Source organism: Virgibacillus profundi (assembly GCF_002287375.1).
GTDB classification, from domain to species: domain Bacteria; phylum Bacillota; class Bacilli; order Bacillales; family Amphibacillaceae; genus Virgibacillus_K; species Virgibacillus_K profundi.
The window spans coordinates 95650-110329 of record NZ_NPOA01000006.1 but is presented as its reverse complement, the minus strand read 5'-3'; the positions used below and the strand labels follow the sequence as shown (position 1 = coordinate 110329).

The 14680-nt window shown below is 38.1% G+C and carries 18 protein-coding genes; 3 read left to right on the top strand and 15 right to left on the bottom strand.

The features are described from left to right. Positions 1-110 precede the first annotated feature (110 nt). Positions 111-902: an HAD family hydrolase gene (locus CIL05_RS10060; protein WP_095655404.1), complete on the bottom strand. Its 792-nt coding sequence runs from the start codon at positions 900-902 to the stop codon at positions 111-113. Positions 903-1069: 167 nt separating this feature from the next. On the opposite strand from CIL05_RS10060, the gene CIL05_RS10055 reads away from it, so the two are divergent. Further along, positions 1070-1555 carry a hypothetical protein gene (locus CIL05_RS10055; RefSeq protein WP_095655403.1) on the top strand — a complete coding sequence of 162 codons (486 nt, stop codon included), beginning with the start codon at positions 1070-1072 and terminating at the stop codon, positions 1553-1555. Between the two features lie 237 nt (positions 1556-1792). Here CIL05_RS10055 and CIL05_RS10050 read toward each other — a convergent pair whose 3' ends face one another. The 9 genes from CIL05_RS10050 to CIL05_RS10010 form a co-directional block, all read right to left on the bottom strand. Beyond that, positions 1793-2170: a YdeH family membrane protein gene (locus CIL05_RS10050; RefSeq protein WP_095655402.1), complete on the bottom strand. Its 378-nt coding sequence runs from the start codon at positions 2168-2170 to the stop codon at positions 1793-1795. A gap of 378 nt (positions 2171-2548) precedes the next feature. Next, positions 2549-2818 carry a nitroreductase family protein gene (locus CIL05_RS10045; RefSeq protein ID WP_095655401.1) on the bottom strand — a complete coding sequence of 90 codons (270 nt, stop codon included), beginning with the start codon at positions 2816-2818 and terminating at the stop codon, positions 2549-2551. Positions 2819-2922: 104 nt separating this feature from the next. Beyond that, complete coding sequence (locus CIL05_RS10040; protein WP_095655400.1) at positions 2923-3315, bottom strand: hypothetical protein; 393 nt, start codon at positions 3313-3315, stop codon at positions 2923-2925. A 34-nt stretch (positions 3316-3349) separates the two neighbouring features. After that, positions 3350-4303, bottom strand: coding sequence for a carbon-nitrogen hydrolase family protein (locus CIL05_RS10035; protein ID WP_095655399.1), 954 nt, complete (start codon positions 4301-4303; stop codon positions 3350-3352). Between the two features lie 17 nt (positions 4304-4320). Beyond that, complete coding sequence (locus tag CIL05_RS10030) at positions 4321-5688, bottom strand: FAD-binding oxidoreductase (protein WP_123056249.1); 1368 nt, start codon at positions 5686-5688, stop codon at positions 4321-4323. A 238-nt stretch (positions 5689-5926) separates the two neighbouring features. Continuing rightward, positions 5927-6256 (bottom strand): chaperone CsaA, encoded by a 330-nt coding sequence (gene csaA / locus CIL05_RS10025; protein WP_095655397.1) that lies wholly within the window; start codon positions 6254-6256, stop codon positions 5927-5929. A gap of 159 nt (positions 6257-6415) precedes the next feature. Then, on the bottom strand, positions 6416-7075 hold the full coding sequence (locus CIL05_RS10020; protein ID WP_107505452.1) for a DUF3889 domain-containing protein: 660 nt from the start codon (positions 7073-7075) through the stop codon (positions 6416-6418). A 152-nt stretch (positions 7076-7227) separates the two neighbouring features. Further along, on the bottom strand, positions 7228-8646 hold the full coding sequence (locus CIL05_RS10015; RefSeq protein WP_095655396.1) for an MDR family MFS transporter: 1419 nt from the start codon (positions 8644-8646) through the stop codon (positions 7228-7230). A 155-nt stretch (positions 8647-8801) separates the two neighbouring features. After that, positions 8802-9719 (bottom strand): aldo/keto reductase, encoded by a 918-nt coding sequence (locus CIL05_RS10010; RefSeq protein ID WP_095655395.1) that lies wholly within the window; start codon positions 9717-9719, stop codon positions 8802-8804. Between the two features lie 684 nt (positions 9720-10403). Here CIL05_RS10010 and CIL05_RS10005 point away from each other — a divergent pair. Further along, positions 10404-10967: a YusW family protein gene (locus CIL05_RS10005; protein WP_095655394.1), complete on the top strand. Its 564-nt coding sequence runs from the start codon at positions 10404-10406 to the stop codon at positions 10965-10967. Positions 10968-11029: 62 nt separating this feature from the next. On the opposite strand, the gene CIL05_RS10000 is transcribed toward CIL05_RS10005, so the two are convergent. Both CIL05_RS10000 and CIL05_RS09995 read right to left on the bottom strand, forming a co-directional pair. After that, on the bottom strand, positions 11030-11818 hold the full coding sequence (locus tag CIL05_RS10000) for an ABC transporter ATP-binding protein (RefSeq protein WP_095655393.1): 789 nt from the start codon (positions 11816-11818) through the stop codon (positions 11030-11032). 27 nt (positions 11819-11845) lie between these two features. Beyond that, a complete protein-coding gene (locus CIL05_RS09995) occupies positions 11846-12400 on the bottom strand; it encodes an NADPH-dependent FMN reductase (protein ID WP_095655392.1) in 555 nt (184 codons plus the stop codon). Positions 12401-12583: 183 nt separating this feature from the next. On the opposite strand from CIL05_RS09995, the gene CIL05_RS09990 reads away from it, so the two are divergent. Further along, a complete protein-coding gene (locus CIL05_RS09990) occupies positions 12584-13021 on the top strand; it encodes a DUF6376 family protein (protein WP_095655391.1) in 438 nt (145 codons plus the stop codon). 113 nt (positions 13022-13134) lie between these two features. Here CIL05_RS09990 and CIL05_RS09985 read toward each other — a convergent pair whose 3' ends face one another. The 3 genes from CIL05_RS09985 to fosM form a co-directional block, all read right to left on the bottom strand. Then, complete coding sequence (locus CIL05_RS09985; protein ID WP_095655390.1) at positions 13135-13701, bottom strand: DUF6241 domain-containing protein; 567 nt, start codon at positions 13699-13701, stop codon at positions 13135-13137. An 89-nt stretch (positions 13702-13790) separates the two neighbouring features. Further along, on the bottom strand, positions 13791-14177 hold the full coding sequence (locus tag CIL05_RS09980; protein ID WP_095655389.1) for a VOC family protein: 387 nt from the start codon (positions 14175-14177) through the stop codon (positions 13791-13793). A gap of 13 nt (positions 14178-14190) precedes the next feature. Continuing rightward, positions 14191-14613 carry a FosM family fosfomycin resistance protein gene (fosM, locus tag CIL05_RS09975; RefSeq protein WP_095655388.1) on the bottom strand — a complete coding sequence of 141 codons (423 nt, stop codon included), beginning with the start codon at positions 14611-14613 and terminating at the stop codon, positions 14191-14193. Between the last annotated feature and the right edge of the window lie 67 nt (positions 14614-14680).

Below are 14680 nucleotides of genomic sequence, written 5' to 3'. Positions count from 1 at the left end.
TTAACATATAATATACCTAATCTACTTAGTTCTTGTAAACCTATTGACGTAATACAGATTCCTTGTGCTATTCTTCCCTTATAACCGAGTCCCTTATTAACTTACCCTATTTATTGCTGGTCAACCTTCCGAATCAGCGGCAAAAGCTCACTCAAACCTGTAATCTCATATGTTGGAGTCGCATCGCCTTTCTCCATTTGATGGCGATTCACCCAAACCGAGTCTATCCCGGACCGTACTGCTCCAAGAATGTCTGTATTTAAGTTATCTCCAATCATTAACGCCTCTTCTTTTTTGACAGAAAGAAGTTCCAACGCATGTGCAAAAATAGCCGGTTCCGGTTTTCCTTTTCCGAACGCACCCGAGATTACGATGTGATCAAAATAGGAATTGAATTCAGGTGTGAGTTCAAGCTTTGTTTGCTGAAGACTTGGTGATCCGTTGGTAAGTAGCAGCAATTGATATTTCCCTTTTAGCTGATCCAAAACGCTAAACGAATCCTCATATACAAATGCTTTTTCCTTACGCTTCACTGGAAAGTCTTTCGCAAGTACCGATCCAAATTCGAGATCATCAATCCCCAAATCCTTTAATCCCTTTGTCCACGCCTCTTTTCGATAGCCAGGTACAATTTCCTTTAATCTCTGAAAAGAATCACCCTCGTCTAAAAAGTTCCCCCACAGTCCTTCAAATGGGTTGATTCCAATCATCTGTGTGAATTCATATGTATCATAGGAAGCGTACAACGTCCTTGCATTTTCTCTTACTCTCTCTTCTAATTCTGCTGGATTAATGTCATACTTTGTCCCGGCAAGTTCACAAGTGGATTTAAAAGCCTCTGCAACGCTCTTTTTATCCCAGAGCAGGGTGTCATCCAAATCAAAAATAATTGCTTTAAGCATCTATAAATCTCCCATCCTTTTTTAATCTATTCTCTGTCGCTATCATAACATCGCTAATCATTTTTGTTCACAATTCTGTAGCATTCATAATTATAAACGTGATAATTATCACATTTTGATAGCAAAAAACGTATTACACTATACATAAGGGACGAGGGGTGAGTATAATGCGGGAAATTATTCTTTTAATTCATATACTTCTTGCCATCGTTTGGGCAGGGGGAATTATGTTTATTGGCTGGGGTGTTTATCCTGCATCAATGAGTCTGTCACTTACTATTCAACGGAAACTTCTTACCTCCCTTATGAAATGGGCTCATCATTTTCTTACATTGGCCGGATTCTTTGTTATCGTTACAGGAATTTTACTTGGCACAATACTTGGTCCCATTCGCACGTGGGATATTTTATGGGATACGGCATATGGAAACACCTGGCTTGCAGCATTGCTCATTGGTACCTTCACATTGGTTTGGGGAATAATTGTTGGATATCGAGAGATGATGATGATCTTTACAGATGATTTCCTATGGCGTGAAGCAGAAGATGGTAATAAAAAACCGTTAACACGGGAGTTAATCAGACTAGCCGCATTAGAGTCGGTTGAAGTTATTTGTTTTATCATTCTTATTTATCTCATGATTTCATTATAAGAGTTAAAAATTTTATAGATCTATATATTTTCAGCGAACAATATTACTACTGCAGCGAATAAAGTTTATTTAAAAAACACCTCACAAATCCATATATTACGATAAATTAGAAGAATTCATTTTAAAAGAAGATTGTTTGAAATGGATTCTTCTTCAGTAGTTTTGATTTTATTTTCAATAGTAATGTTTGATCATTTTATGATGTTCAGTTAATGCGCACGTTTACAGTATTTAAAATCAAACTTTGACTTCTTTAATCGAATCATTTTTTAAGGTTACAACAACACTACCTATACTGATTAAAGCTCCTAAAATTGCAATCAAGCTGACTCCAACATTATCAGGAAAAAGAAATCCAATTGGTATAAGAACTAAAAATGAAATCACTACAAACGCTTGATACACAACAGATATAATTTTCACAATACGGTTGTTAAATAGCGATAAAATCAAAGGTGGCAAAAAAAGTACTATTATCATTCCAAGAGATATCCATAAACCGACTGGTTCATCGTATGAAACAGTGTTAGGACCTGTTGGATGTTTCGCAGCCAGTAAAACCGCAACAACAGCTATTATTAAAGTTAAAAAAACCATAAAAACCCTTTTAAACATACTTAGAACACCTCCCCCTTGACTACTTTTGAATAACGATATGTTCCGCAATATTGCTATTATACGCAATACGAGCGCTATGGTCTTCTTTCTTTATAATTAATTCCATCTTACCGTACGAATGAATTCATAGTAATGAACCTGAGAAGTATTTTAAGCTAAGTCCTGCGCCTTATAAAACTCAAGTTTATTTAACTTAATAACAATTATTTCAAATCTATATCAGTTTCACAATATGTTATTCAGCAATATGGATGGCACTTTGTATATACGCGATATAAGCACTATCCCTTATTAGAGAAAAGCTCCCTATTCCTGAACAAACCCCAGTTCATTACCATCTGGATTTTTTATAATTTTCATGACCCATAAGGAGTATCAATGATAAACTGCACCAAATGCTGACCCTAATCCGACTTTCACCGCTTTCAGCCAGACAAACGCTGCTGCAATGGAACTGTCTTGAAGCCAATACTTGCTGGCTTCAGGTATCCCACTAATAACAATAGCTGCAGGTGCTTCTTTCAGCCATTTCATATAAGGTGTTGTTTCAGCAAGTTTATCCAAATTATCACGATTTTGCACAACAATTAAATTTTTGGATGGCAGGTTATTGCCTGTCGGTGCAAAAAATCCCGCATCCTCCACCTTCTTTAAAATATCAGCAGCTATTGGCTTATCTTGGTACTTTTAAATTTCCCGACGTGCTTGAATTGCTTGAAAAACATCCATGTAAATCTCCTCCATGTCGTTTATTTTCTCTTTTTAAAGGATTTAACAATCATGTAAATTACGAAAGCGACAACGGCATAGACCAGGAAGAACACCAGAAACCCCCATAATCCCATAACAGCATCTGCAAATTCCATGTTTCCCCGATTTGTAATTGCCTGTTGCAGCTCAATCGCAAAAACTAAAACTACCATGACTGTAAATGTGTAAATAAATGCCAGAATGGTAATATTCCATTTCATCATTTCGATTATTTTAAAGAAAATATAAACAAAGAAAAAGGTTACAATCCCGATGATCCCTATCACCCAAAAATGAAGCTGCTTGTCAGTCAGGTGCAGGCCAAACATGTCGATCAATATATCATGGATTGTATTAACTATTTCTGCCAATATGATAATGATTTCTTTCATTTCTTACCCCCATGTTGTTGGCTGAAGCGGATTTTCAGTTAAAATTTTTCCTGGGTTCTTGCTTTTCTTCATTAACCTGTAATTGAAAGATATCATTACGTGCATAGTGTCCTACTGGATCAAAGTCGAATTTTGCAGCAGTAATTTTGTCTAAATCAAATGTTGTAATCAGGATTTCTTCACGTCCCCAGGAAGGTTCCACGAGATAGTTGCCCAGAGGATCAACAATAGCACTTCCGCCTTTAGACATTTCATCTGGTGCATTTTCCAGTTCAGCATAGCAGGCCAAATCTTCAGGATACATGGATTTTGTTACATACTGATTGACCCCAGCGACAAAACAACGTCCTTCCATGGCAATATGGCGCAGTGTTGATTGCCAGGATTCACGCATATCTGCGGTGGGGGCAAGGTAAATCTGCACTCCTTTGGAATACATAGCTGCACGAGCGAGTGGCATGTAATTTTCCCAGCAGATGAGTGCACCAATTTTTCCAAAAGGGGTATCAAAAACAGGCATTGTACTTCCATCACCTTCACCCCAGATAAGGCGTTCCGATCCAGTAGGCTTAAGCTTGCGATGCTTTCCGAGCAACTTACCGTCCGGGCTAAAGAACAACACAGTACAATACAGTGTTGTGTCACTCCACTTACTATCACGCTCCGTTATACCCATGATGAGATATACATTATTATTTCTTGCTATTTCTCCAAGATACTCCGTTTCCTCTGAAGGAACCACAACAGAGTTTTCCACAAAGCGGATAAAGTCACTCCGCCCGGCATCTGTGCGACTCCCTATAATCGCTCCAAAATTCATCCCCCTTGGATATGCGGGCAAATAGGATTCCGGAAAGACAACGATGTCAGCTCCTTTAGCAGCAGCCTCTTTTGTAAGCGTTGCTGCTTTCTCAAGGCTTTTTTCCAGATTGAAAAGCTCAGGAGCTGCTTGAATGGCAGCAATGGTTGGATTCGTGTAATTTTTCATTCATTTTCTCTCCTCATTTAATCCAGATCAACAACTTTTCCGGGATTAAGCTTACCAGCAGGATCCAGGGCAGCTTTTATCTTTCGCATAACATCAAGCGCGGGTCCGTGTTCCTGTTCCTGATATTTCTTTTTCCCGACACCAACACCGTGCTCACCCGTACATGTACCACCTCTGGTGAGCGCATAACCAACGATCCGCTCATTTACTTGATTGGCTTTTTCAATATCTGATGGATTATTTACATCAATCATTAATAATATATGATAATTGCCATCACCAACATGTCCGACGATTCCGCCGACAAGCCCGGAATTCTCAATTGCTTCTCTTGCGTCTTTTATGGCTCCGGCCAATTCAGAAATCGGAAGACAGACATCTGTTACCATTTGCCTTTTCCCGGGATTACCATGAATATATGCATATGCTGCATTGTGCCGTGCATCCCACAGGCGATTTCGTGCGGCAGTATCTGTCTCAAAAGAAAGTTCTTTACAGTTAAAATCACTTACAATTTCACGTGTGAAATCAACATCCTGCTCCAGCCCTGCTTCATTTCCGTGAAATTCCAAGAATAATGTTGGCACTTCCGCGTAAGTTGTTTCGCTAAACCAATTGATCTGTTTCATTGACTGTTCATCAACAAGCTCAACCCGTGCAACAGGAATGCCTGCCTGGAGTATACCAATAACCGCATCAACAGCATCTTCAACCGAACTAAAAGCTGCTCTTCCTGCCATTGTATGTTCAGGTATGCCAAACACTTTTAATGTCAACTCTGTAAAACATCCCAACGTCCCTTCAGACCCAACAAAAATACCATTTAGATGATATCCGGATGAAGATTTTGCAGCTAAGCTTCCTGTATGAAAAACTGTACCATCTGCAAGCACAACCTCTAAATCACGAACATTATCTCGCATAATTCCATACTTCACGGAAGTCGTACCACTTGCATTTGTCGCAGCCATACCCCCAAGTGTCGCATCTGCACCTGGATCTACCGAGAAAAATAAGCCATGTTTTTTCAGTGCTTTATCCAACTGTGTCCGTGTCACACCAGGCTGTACTTTAACAAGGAAATCCTCAGGCTTTACCTCAAGTATTTTATTCATCATGGAAAAGTCAATCATAATTCCCTGATCATACGGGATCATATTTCCTTCAAGACTTGATCCAAGCCCAAATGGAACAACTACTGTTTCGTATTTATTTGCCAGTTTCATAATCTCGCTTACTTCTTCCGTGTTTTCAGGAAATACTACGACATCTGGTAAATGTGGCGTATGATAGGATTCATCTTTACTATGTAATTCCAGAATTGTTTCGTTATTGGTTACACGCTCAGGTGACAAAGCTTTCTCTAATTCTTCAAAAAGACCCATAGGGTTCATCTCCTTCATGCTGTTTCATGATTTATTTAAAAATTCACTGCAATATAATAATTCTATCATATTGTTTTTGAATATGGGCTAATTTCGAGTTAAAATCCACAGCAAAACAGCTAATATGGACTCCCGGCAATTTTAAAAAGATAAAAGAGCATGACCACATTTTGTGATTGTCATGCTCTTGTTACTGATGAAGGGTTATACCTTTTAAAAATGTTTTTCTATTAATACTTCACGACACAGGTGTACCATTTTCAACAGGTTCATCCGGCTTTAGAAGCACAACATCTCCTTCTTCCTCCACTCCGCCTATTACCAGCACTTCAGATTTAAAGCCTGCCACACGCATTGGCGGGAAGTTTATAACGGCAGCCACCTGTCTTCCGATTAATTGTTCAGGATCATATCTTTTGGTTATTTGAGCGGAAGATTTTTTAACTCCCACCTCACCAAAATCTATTTCCAGCTTAATAGCGGGTTTTTTTGCTTCAGGAAAAGGTTCTGCATTCAGGACAGTACCAATGCGAATATCCAGTTTCATAAAGTCTTCAATTATTGCCATCATTATTGCCTCCCATATGTTTGCGTAAATTATCTATCATAAGTTTTAATTTCTATTCTTTTCCTGAAAACCCTTTTTTATTAAGTAAATTTCAGTTTTTTAAAAATAAAAAACGATACAGTGCTCAGGATATTGAATGAGCTGTATCGTTTCGATGATTCACACTTCCCGTAGATCGAAAGAAATGACCCGATCTGTTTGTGTATCATAAATAACGGTTCCCCTTACTCTAATATCCCCCTGGGAAGAGGTTAATAAATATTCATAGACTTCACGTGTTTGAGTTTGGTCTATTTGATTTTCTCCAATTTTTTCATATTCTGTAACGTTATAGTCCGGATAAGCAGTTTGTGCAATTTCCAACAAATATTTTCCCCACTTCTCCTCTTCTAATTCCGGTGAAGGTGTAATCGTGACATTTATAATCCCCACATTTGGGTTCGTACCCAGTGCTTCAAATGCTCTTCGGTGAAGGTTAATTTTGTTTGCCGGATATCCCGGAACTTTATCAACTACCGTTACAAGCACTTCTCTTTGACCCGGTATGGACAGATTCCTTATTTTAAGTGTCTGTCCACATTGATAAGGAGAATTCGTTCCAACAGCTGCTGTCATATACTGATTATCTGACCAGGGAATGCCACACTGTGTAACCTGTCCTCCCTCAGTCCATGTTGCCTGACCCCTAACAGCCTGCTGCCGCTCGGTGACATCAGGAAGCATTGAATTATTATTGTATATCCCGGCATATGGATACTGCCAATAAGGATAATTTACAAATCTGTTTGGATGATGCATATAAGGATAATTTGAATACATAATTTTTCCTCCTTTGTTAAGGTAAACCCTGGATAACATATGTTAAAACAGGGTTGACCTGTGACAAGAAGCGATCAGTTCTATAAAATAAATCTCCCTAAAAAAAAGACCTCCAATCAATAGATTGAAGATCTCCTAAATTAATATAGAAATTAATGAATATCACCAAGCCCAGGACGGGAATTTTTAATAAAGAAGGACAATACAAGTCCAACAACTGCAAATATACCCGCTACAAAGAAGGATACATTCACACCATGAATTGCTCCTTCAATTCCTTCACCTGGCACAGCATTGTTCGTCATCAACGTTACAAGCAGTGCGGTTCCAACAGCACCTGCCATCTGACGCATCGTATTATTCATCGCTGTTCCATGTGGTATTAAATTAGTTGGAAGCTGATTCAGACCAGCTGTTGTGACAGGCATCATCACCATCGCAATACCGAGCATTCTGACAGCATTAACGACAGCAATATACGTAAACGTTGTATCTTTTGTAAAAACAGCAAACATAAATGTTGTTACAACTAAAATAGATAACCCAATAATTGAAAGCCATCTGGCACCAAATTTATCAAATAATCTTCCGGTGACAGGATTCATCAGACCCATAATTATTGCACCAGGCATTAATGCTAACCCTGATTCCACAGCAGAGAAACCAAGCATATTCTGCATGAATATTGGTACGATAATCGCAGTCCCAATCAAAGCCATAAATACTGTCATACCGAGGGCAGTAGTTAAGGTGAAAATAGAATATTTAAATACCCTAAACTCGAGAATTGGCTGTTTCAAATTCAGCTGTCTGAGGATAAACCAGGTCAATGTAATCGAACCAATGATCATAGATATAACAACTGGAATGCTTGCCCAACCGCTGCTTCCGGCTGTACTGAATCCATACAGCAAACCACCAAATCCTAAGGTGGATAAGATAATTGATAGGGTATCAACCTTTGGAAATGTCCTTTTGGTAATATTTTTTAATATGAAATAAGCAACCACGATATCTATAATAACGATTGGCAGGATGACATAAAATAAACTTCTCCATGGGAAATGCTCCACAAGCCAACCAGATAACGTTGGGCCTATAGCTGGCGCGAAGGCAATAACCAAACCGAACATCCCCATGGCTGACCCTCGTTTTTCAATCGGAAATATAAGAAACATCAGTGTTTGCATTAATGGCATGATGATTCCAGCGCCGGCTGCCTGCAGGACTCTACCCGCTAACAAAAAGCCGAAATCCGGAGCTATGGCACAAATTAATGTACCCAAGCCAAAAATACTCATTGCTGTAAGAAATAAACCTCTTGTTGTAAATCTTTCAATAAAAAATGCGGTAATTGGAATCATAATCCCATTAACCAGCATAAAAATGGACTGAAGCCATTGAACCGTATTTTCATCTACCTTTAAATCCCGCATGATATGGGGCAGAGCAGTCCCTAAAAGAGTCTGATTTAAAATAGCGACAAATGCACCTGAAATCAGAACAATAATAAGCGGAACTTTATTAAATGCCTGCGCCCCTGTTTGGGACTGAACTTGATCATTACCCATTGTATTCCTTCTTTCTAAATTAAACCATTCTTCCACAGACCATAATTATGTATTGCTGCAGAACGAAAATTTCATACCTTATTCTGTCTGATAGAGACAATTAATAATCATATCACTAACAACTTGTCTTGGAAAGTTAAATGTCGCCTCACTTTTTAAGGCAGCTCATTCCCTGCAGCAAGATAAATTTCATACCATTCTTCTCTTGTCAATTCAATAGCTGAAGCCTTTGCAATACCAGATAAGCGTTCCCGGTTCATTGTTCCGACTACCGCCTGAATTTTTGCCGGGTGACGGAGAATCCAAGCAATAGCTATTGCAGATTTATTTACTCCTTTTCGATAGGCAATTTCCTGCAGTTTCGTATTGAGTTCGGGAAATTTATCATTATCTATAAAAGCTCCCTCAAAATATCCATATTGGAATGGTGACCAGGCCTGAACAGTCATATCATTTAAGCGGCTATAATCAAGAATACTATCATCCCTGTTGATGGAATTGTCATGTTTTGTATTCACCTGAAGTCCTGCATCAATCATCCCTGTATGCATAATACTCAGCTGTAATTGATCCACAATCAAATCCTGTTCTACATATTTTTTAAGCAATTCAATTTGCATGGGATTATGATTGCTAACTCCAAAATGACGGACTTTCCCACTGTCTTTCAACATTGTAAAAGCTTCGGCAACCTCTTCCGGTTCAACCAGTGCATCCGGACGATGAAGCAAGAAAGTATCAATATAATCCGTTTTCAACCGCTTAAGGCTCCCATCAACCGCTTCTATAATATGTTCTTTAGAAAAGTCAAAATACCCTTTGCGAATACCAGCTTTCGTCTGCAAAAACATATTTTCTCTTACAGCTGGGTTCATTCCAATTCCTTCAGCAAATATTTCTTCCGATTGACCACCACCATAAATATCCGCATGGTCAAAAAAGTCAATTCCAAGTTCCATAGCATTACGAATAACTGTTTCCGCTTCTTTTATCGATAGTTCACTCATCCGCATACATCCCAAAGAAATATTGGATACTTCCAAATTACTTTTGCCCAACTTCATTTTTTTCATTAAAAAGCACCTCATTTGTTTGATTCATCCATTCTAGCATTTTATGGAAAGGTTTTATAGGAAGGTGATTCGGATGGTTTAGTATCTTGTCTTTTCTAATGGCTGTTTTCGCATAGATTATTTTTATCTGCACCATAGTCGATATAAACTACGAAGTAAATCGGGATTGAATCCAATAACATGTGCTATTGTCGCCGTCCGGGATCGCTGCGGGCGGATGCTTTCCGCGGGCACGGCCTTAGCCTCCTCGAGAAACCCACTCTGCGGGGTCTTCGGACACGTGCTATTCCCGCAGGAGTCACCGCCCTCCGCTCACCCGGACTGGTGGAGTGGTTTGATGTTTTGAAAATTGATTACTAATGCAGTACATCGGGAGTAACCGGAAATCCAGCGGAGGAAACACATTGAAGACTCCTGCGGGAGGAAAGGCATAGGTGAGACCCCCGAGTGCCTAGCACGAGGAGGCTCACCAGCCGCCCGCGGAAAGCGAAATGTGTTTCCGTAGCGAATCCCTGCTCTCAACCAGCGTTTGCAAATGAATTTTCACTATGTCGTACTTTATAGAAACTGTGAAGGTAAAAAACAATAAAGTTTAGTATAGAGCTTTTCTAATAGACCCCAAGTTTAAATTTTCCCATACAGGTAATATTAATAAATATAATGATATGATTGGAGTGATCGGTAATGACAAATAAAATGAAATGGCTATTTCCTCTTTTATTTATTGGATTAATACTTACGGCTTGCGGGGATGATGACGAGGTAGAAAATCCGCCACAAAATACAACTGATAATACACAGCAGGAAGACACGAATAATGATGACGGCAATACCAACACCGAGACGAATGACAATAATAATGATGATAACAATACTGAGAACGATAACGATAACGATAATGATGACAACACTTCAGATTCAAATGGAAACACAGCTTATGCATTTACCGGGTTTTCTTTAGAGGCTGATTTTGATGATACGAATGATACCTTAGATGTTGACTATGATCATGAAACAAATGAGACAGAAGCATCGTATGAGGATAAAACACAAAACATTAACCTTCAAGGTGATGCCGCAATGGAGGAACTTGATAAAATATTTTCAAACTTTGATTTTGATGAAAGTACAGCAGATGAAGATGTACTAGCTGCCGTAAGTGAAGCATTCAGCATTCCTGATGATGCCAAAAATGTTGAACTGGAAGTTGATTTTTCAAATGGTACGGAGAAGGTATATAGGAAATAAGCTGACTAAAGGCTGTTCGATCCATTTGATCGAACAGCCTTTAAATCTCTGCACAATCCTTTTCATGATTCATCTAGGAGTGTCATCCAAGGCCGATCTTTATGCCACTTTATTTGAACGGGTTTGCTAAAAAAATGAGATAAGCGGTCACCTGTTAACACCTGTTCATTATCACCTTTATCAAATACTTTCCCATCTCGTAATAAAAGCGTATGTGAAAAAATGGGCAATATCTCTTCTATGTGATGAGTAACAAATATAATTGTTGGAGTGTTTTCCTTATTTGCCAACTCCGTTATTGCTGACAATAAATCCTCCCTGGCAATAAAATCAAGTCCACTACAGGGTTCATCCAATATGAGCAACTCCGGTGAGCTCATTAACCCACGTGCAATCAAGATTTTTTGCCTTTCTCCCTGGGAACATGTCTGATACGTTCGCCCCGCCAAATTACTGCAGCCAAGCTGTTGCATAATTTCCGATGCTTTTTGATAATCCGCTTCAGAGGGACTTTCATACAGTCCAATAGATGCATATTTTCCACTCACAACAATATTTTCGGCTAATTCTGTTTCTTTAATCCTCTCCTGAAGTGAAGAGCTGACCCAGCCGATCGATTTTCTTAATTCTCTAAGATCCGTTTTGCCAAATTGTTTCCCCAGCACCCTGACGTCACCTGTCGTTGGCCAAATATAACCATTTATTATATTAAGCAGCGTGGTTTTGCCTGAACCATTTAAACCAAGTACAGCCCAGTGCTGACCTGTTTTCACTTTCCAGTTCACATGCGAAAGAATTGTTTTCGTTTGTCTTTTCCATGAAACATCTTCTATATTTATGCTATCAGACATTGTACCTAACTCCCTTGGGCGAAGCTGTTATTTATTTAAGACGCCTACTTTCTCAATCCAATTAATAAAATTATCTACGACAGAATCGATAAATTGAACCGTTTGTTCATCGTTCAAATTACCGTTTCCATCTATTTTTTCATGCACACTTCCAACATAGACTTCATTTCCAGGTAATGTAATTGTACCAACACCTGGTGCATTTAATATCTGGCGAAGCTGCATCTGAGCTTTTACAGTGCCCAATTTCCCCATGGATGCACCAACAATCATCGCCGGCTTATTTACCATTACTTTGTCCACACGCGAAAACCAGTCAATTGCATTTTTCATCAGCCCTGAAATAGAAGCATTGTACTCTGGTGTTGCAAACAAAATTCCATCACTTTTTTTAATTTTACTCCGAATATCTTCAACAATTGCCGGTGGATTCAGTTCATCATCCTGATTATAGAAAGGAAGCTGACCAATCGGCAGAATCTCAATTTCTATCTTTTCATGATATCTTTTTTGCATAAATGAAGCGAGTTTCATATTGTATGAATCTTTTCTGTTACTTCCTACCATTGCTACTAATTTCATCATATATTCCTCCGTTTACCCTAGTTGATTGACATACAATATTATTAGCAAAGATATATGGAAACATCAAGAAATGTGATCTGTCTCACAAATTGACAGTGTGCCATTGGCAAATTTTTACATATACATATCATTGATAAAATGCTAAGTTATTACTACATTAAAATTGAAAAGGAGAATATTATGAAAAAAATTATTAGTATAATATTTGTATCTGTATTTTTCCTTCTTAGTGGATGTTCTTTCCTCGAAGAAGCTAATGACTCGATAAATTATGCTACTGAAGCTACTGAATATATAAATGAATTAAGTACCTTTGCAGAAGATACTTCTTCCCTTGTGCAAGAAGCTGCTAATAATCCAGAAGCAAAAGCCGAATTAGAATCGAAACTGACATCACTAGAAGACACAATTACGGAATTCAATAATGTTGAAGTTCCTGGTATTGCTGATGATATTCACCAAAATTTAGAAGAGAAAAATCAACAGCTGCTGGACATCACAAATAATGTCATGGAAAATGGTGAGGTTGCTGTTGAGAAATTACAGGAATCAGAAATATATCAGACCATCGAAAATATAACAGGTCTTATGAATCAAATTGAAGAGTTAGGATTATAATGGAAAGTCGCTTCTGCCTGTGAAGCGGCTTTTCATTGTGTGAGATTTTTGAGAAGTTAATTATAGTAAATGCTGAAAAAATACTTTCGGATTAAAGAAATATTCTCTATTCATTAATCCGAATTACTATTCACATATTCCTGTTCCTCCCCGGCACTTAATATACCTGTTGCTCTTCCAACAGTGCCTTCCTGCAATTCCCAGATTGCATTATGATCATGGTCTGCAGTTGCAAAATCACCAGCATTCCATTTCCCCAAAATATCCCGGTACACATTTTCATGTTTTACATCAACTTCATCCAATCCATCCAAAAGCCACTCGATACGCTGTGGATGAATCTCATAGAAGCCCCATTTCTTATTTGCTTTTACTTTCTGATGTGACATTCCATGGATATATTCCTGATATGTATTATCGGTTAATTCATTCTTTTGTTTCTCCTGACCAAATGGATTGAGTCCTTTTTCATTAAACTCTGTCAGATTCTCTTCAGTAATGACACCTTGTATCTCTTCTCTCTGTTCGGCAAGTTCTTCTCTTTCTGCTTCATTTTCTTCAGATGATTCCTCGTTATTTACCTGTGCATTTTCCTGTTTACTTAACCACTTATAAGCTCCCCATCCTACTGCACCTAATAATACAACTACACAAATAATAATTATTGGAGCTTTCTTCATTAAATCCCTCCATTAATGCATATATCCGATTATTTCTTCTTGAAATTTTTCTCATTTCCTCGTTTGAAATTTCCATAGTGATGGTATACTCAATCTAAATGTTCATATATTTCTACAAGATTATCAGCAGGATCTCTAAAATGAGCAACCTTAATTCCCCAGTCCTGTTGCTCAGTGGGACCCGTGATGAATTCAACTTTATTCAATAATTCTTTGTACTTACTGTCCACATTATCCACCTTAAAAATCAGTACTGTTTTGTCTTGGGCATTTAGAGCAGGTCTATATTCTTCATCTATAGCACTGACCATCTGTCTGCGTTCAAATAATCCTAATTTGATATTTTCGCTGACCTGAAAATCTCCATACAAAGAGTTTTCATCACCCCAGCTTACTTCAAATCCCAAGATGTCACGGTAAAATATAAAACATTCTTTATAATTGTCTACAAGTAGACGAGTATGCGTTAATTCCATTTTTATCCCCCATTTAATCAAAGAATTCCATATGCGTTTTTTCCTGTTTATAAAAATCCAATCGATCATTTAGAGTCCCAGTGTGAAATTCAAATTTATGACCATCCGGGTCAGTGAAATAGATGGACTTTTTATCACGTTTATCCCTCGGACGTCCAGTAAGAATATTTACTTCAAGCTTCTCTAGCTTGTTATACATCTCTTCAAAATCCTTCTCATCCATAGAAAATGCCAAATGCGTATATGACTCGTGAATGTCATTTCGCGAAATACTTTTTTCCTCGTTCAGTGCTAACCATAAACCATTAAGGTCAAAATAGGCAGTGCTTTTTCCTTTTACTAAAAGCTTGGCATCAAAAACATTTTGATAAAAGTTTATGGCTGTTTCTATATTTGATACAGAAAATAGAAGATGATTGATACCTTGTATTTTCATTGGAATTCACCTCGTATTGTGAAATTAATTTTGTATCATTTTCTACTTTTATTTACTAAATATACAG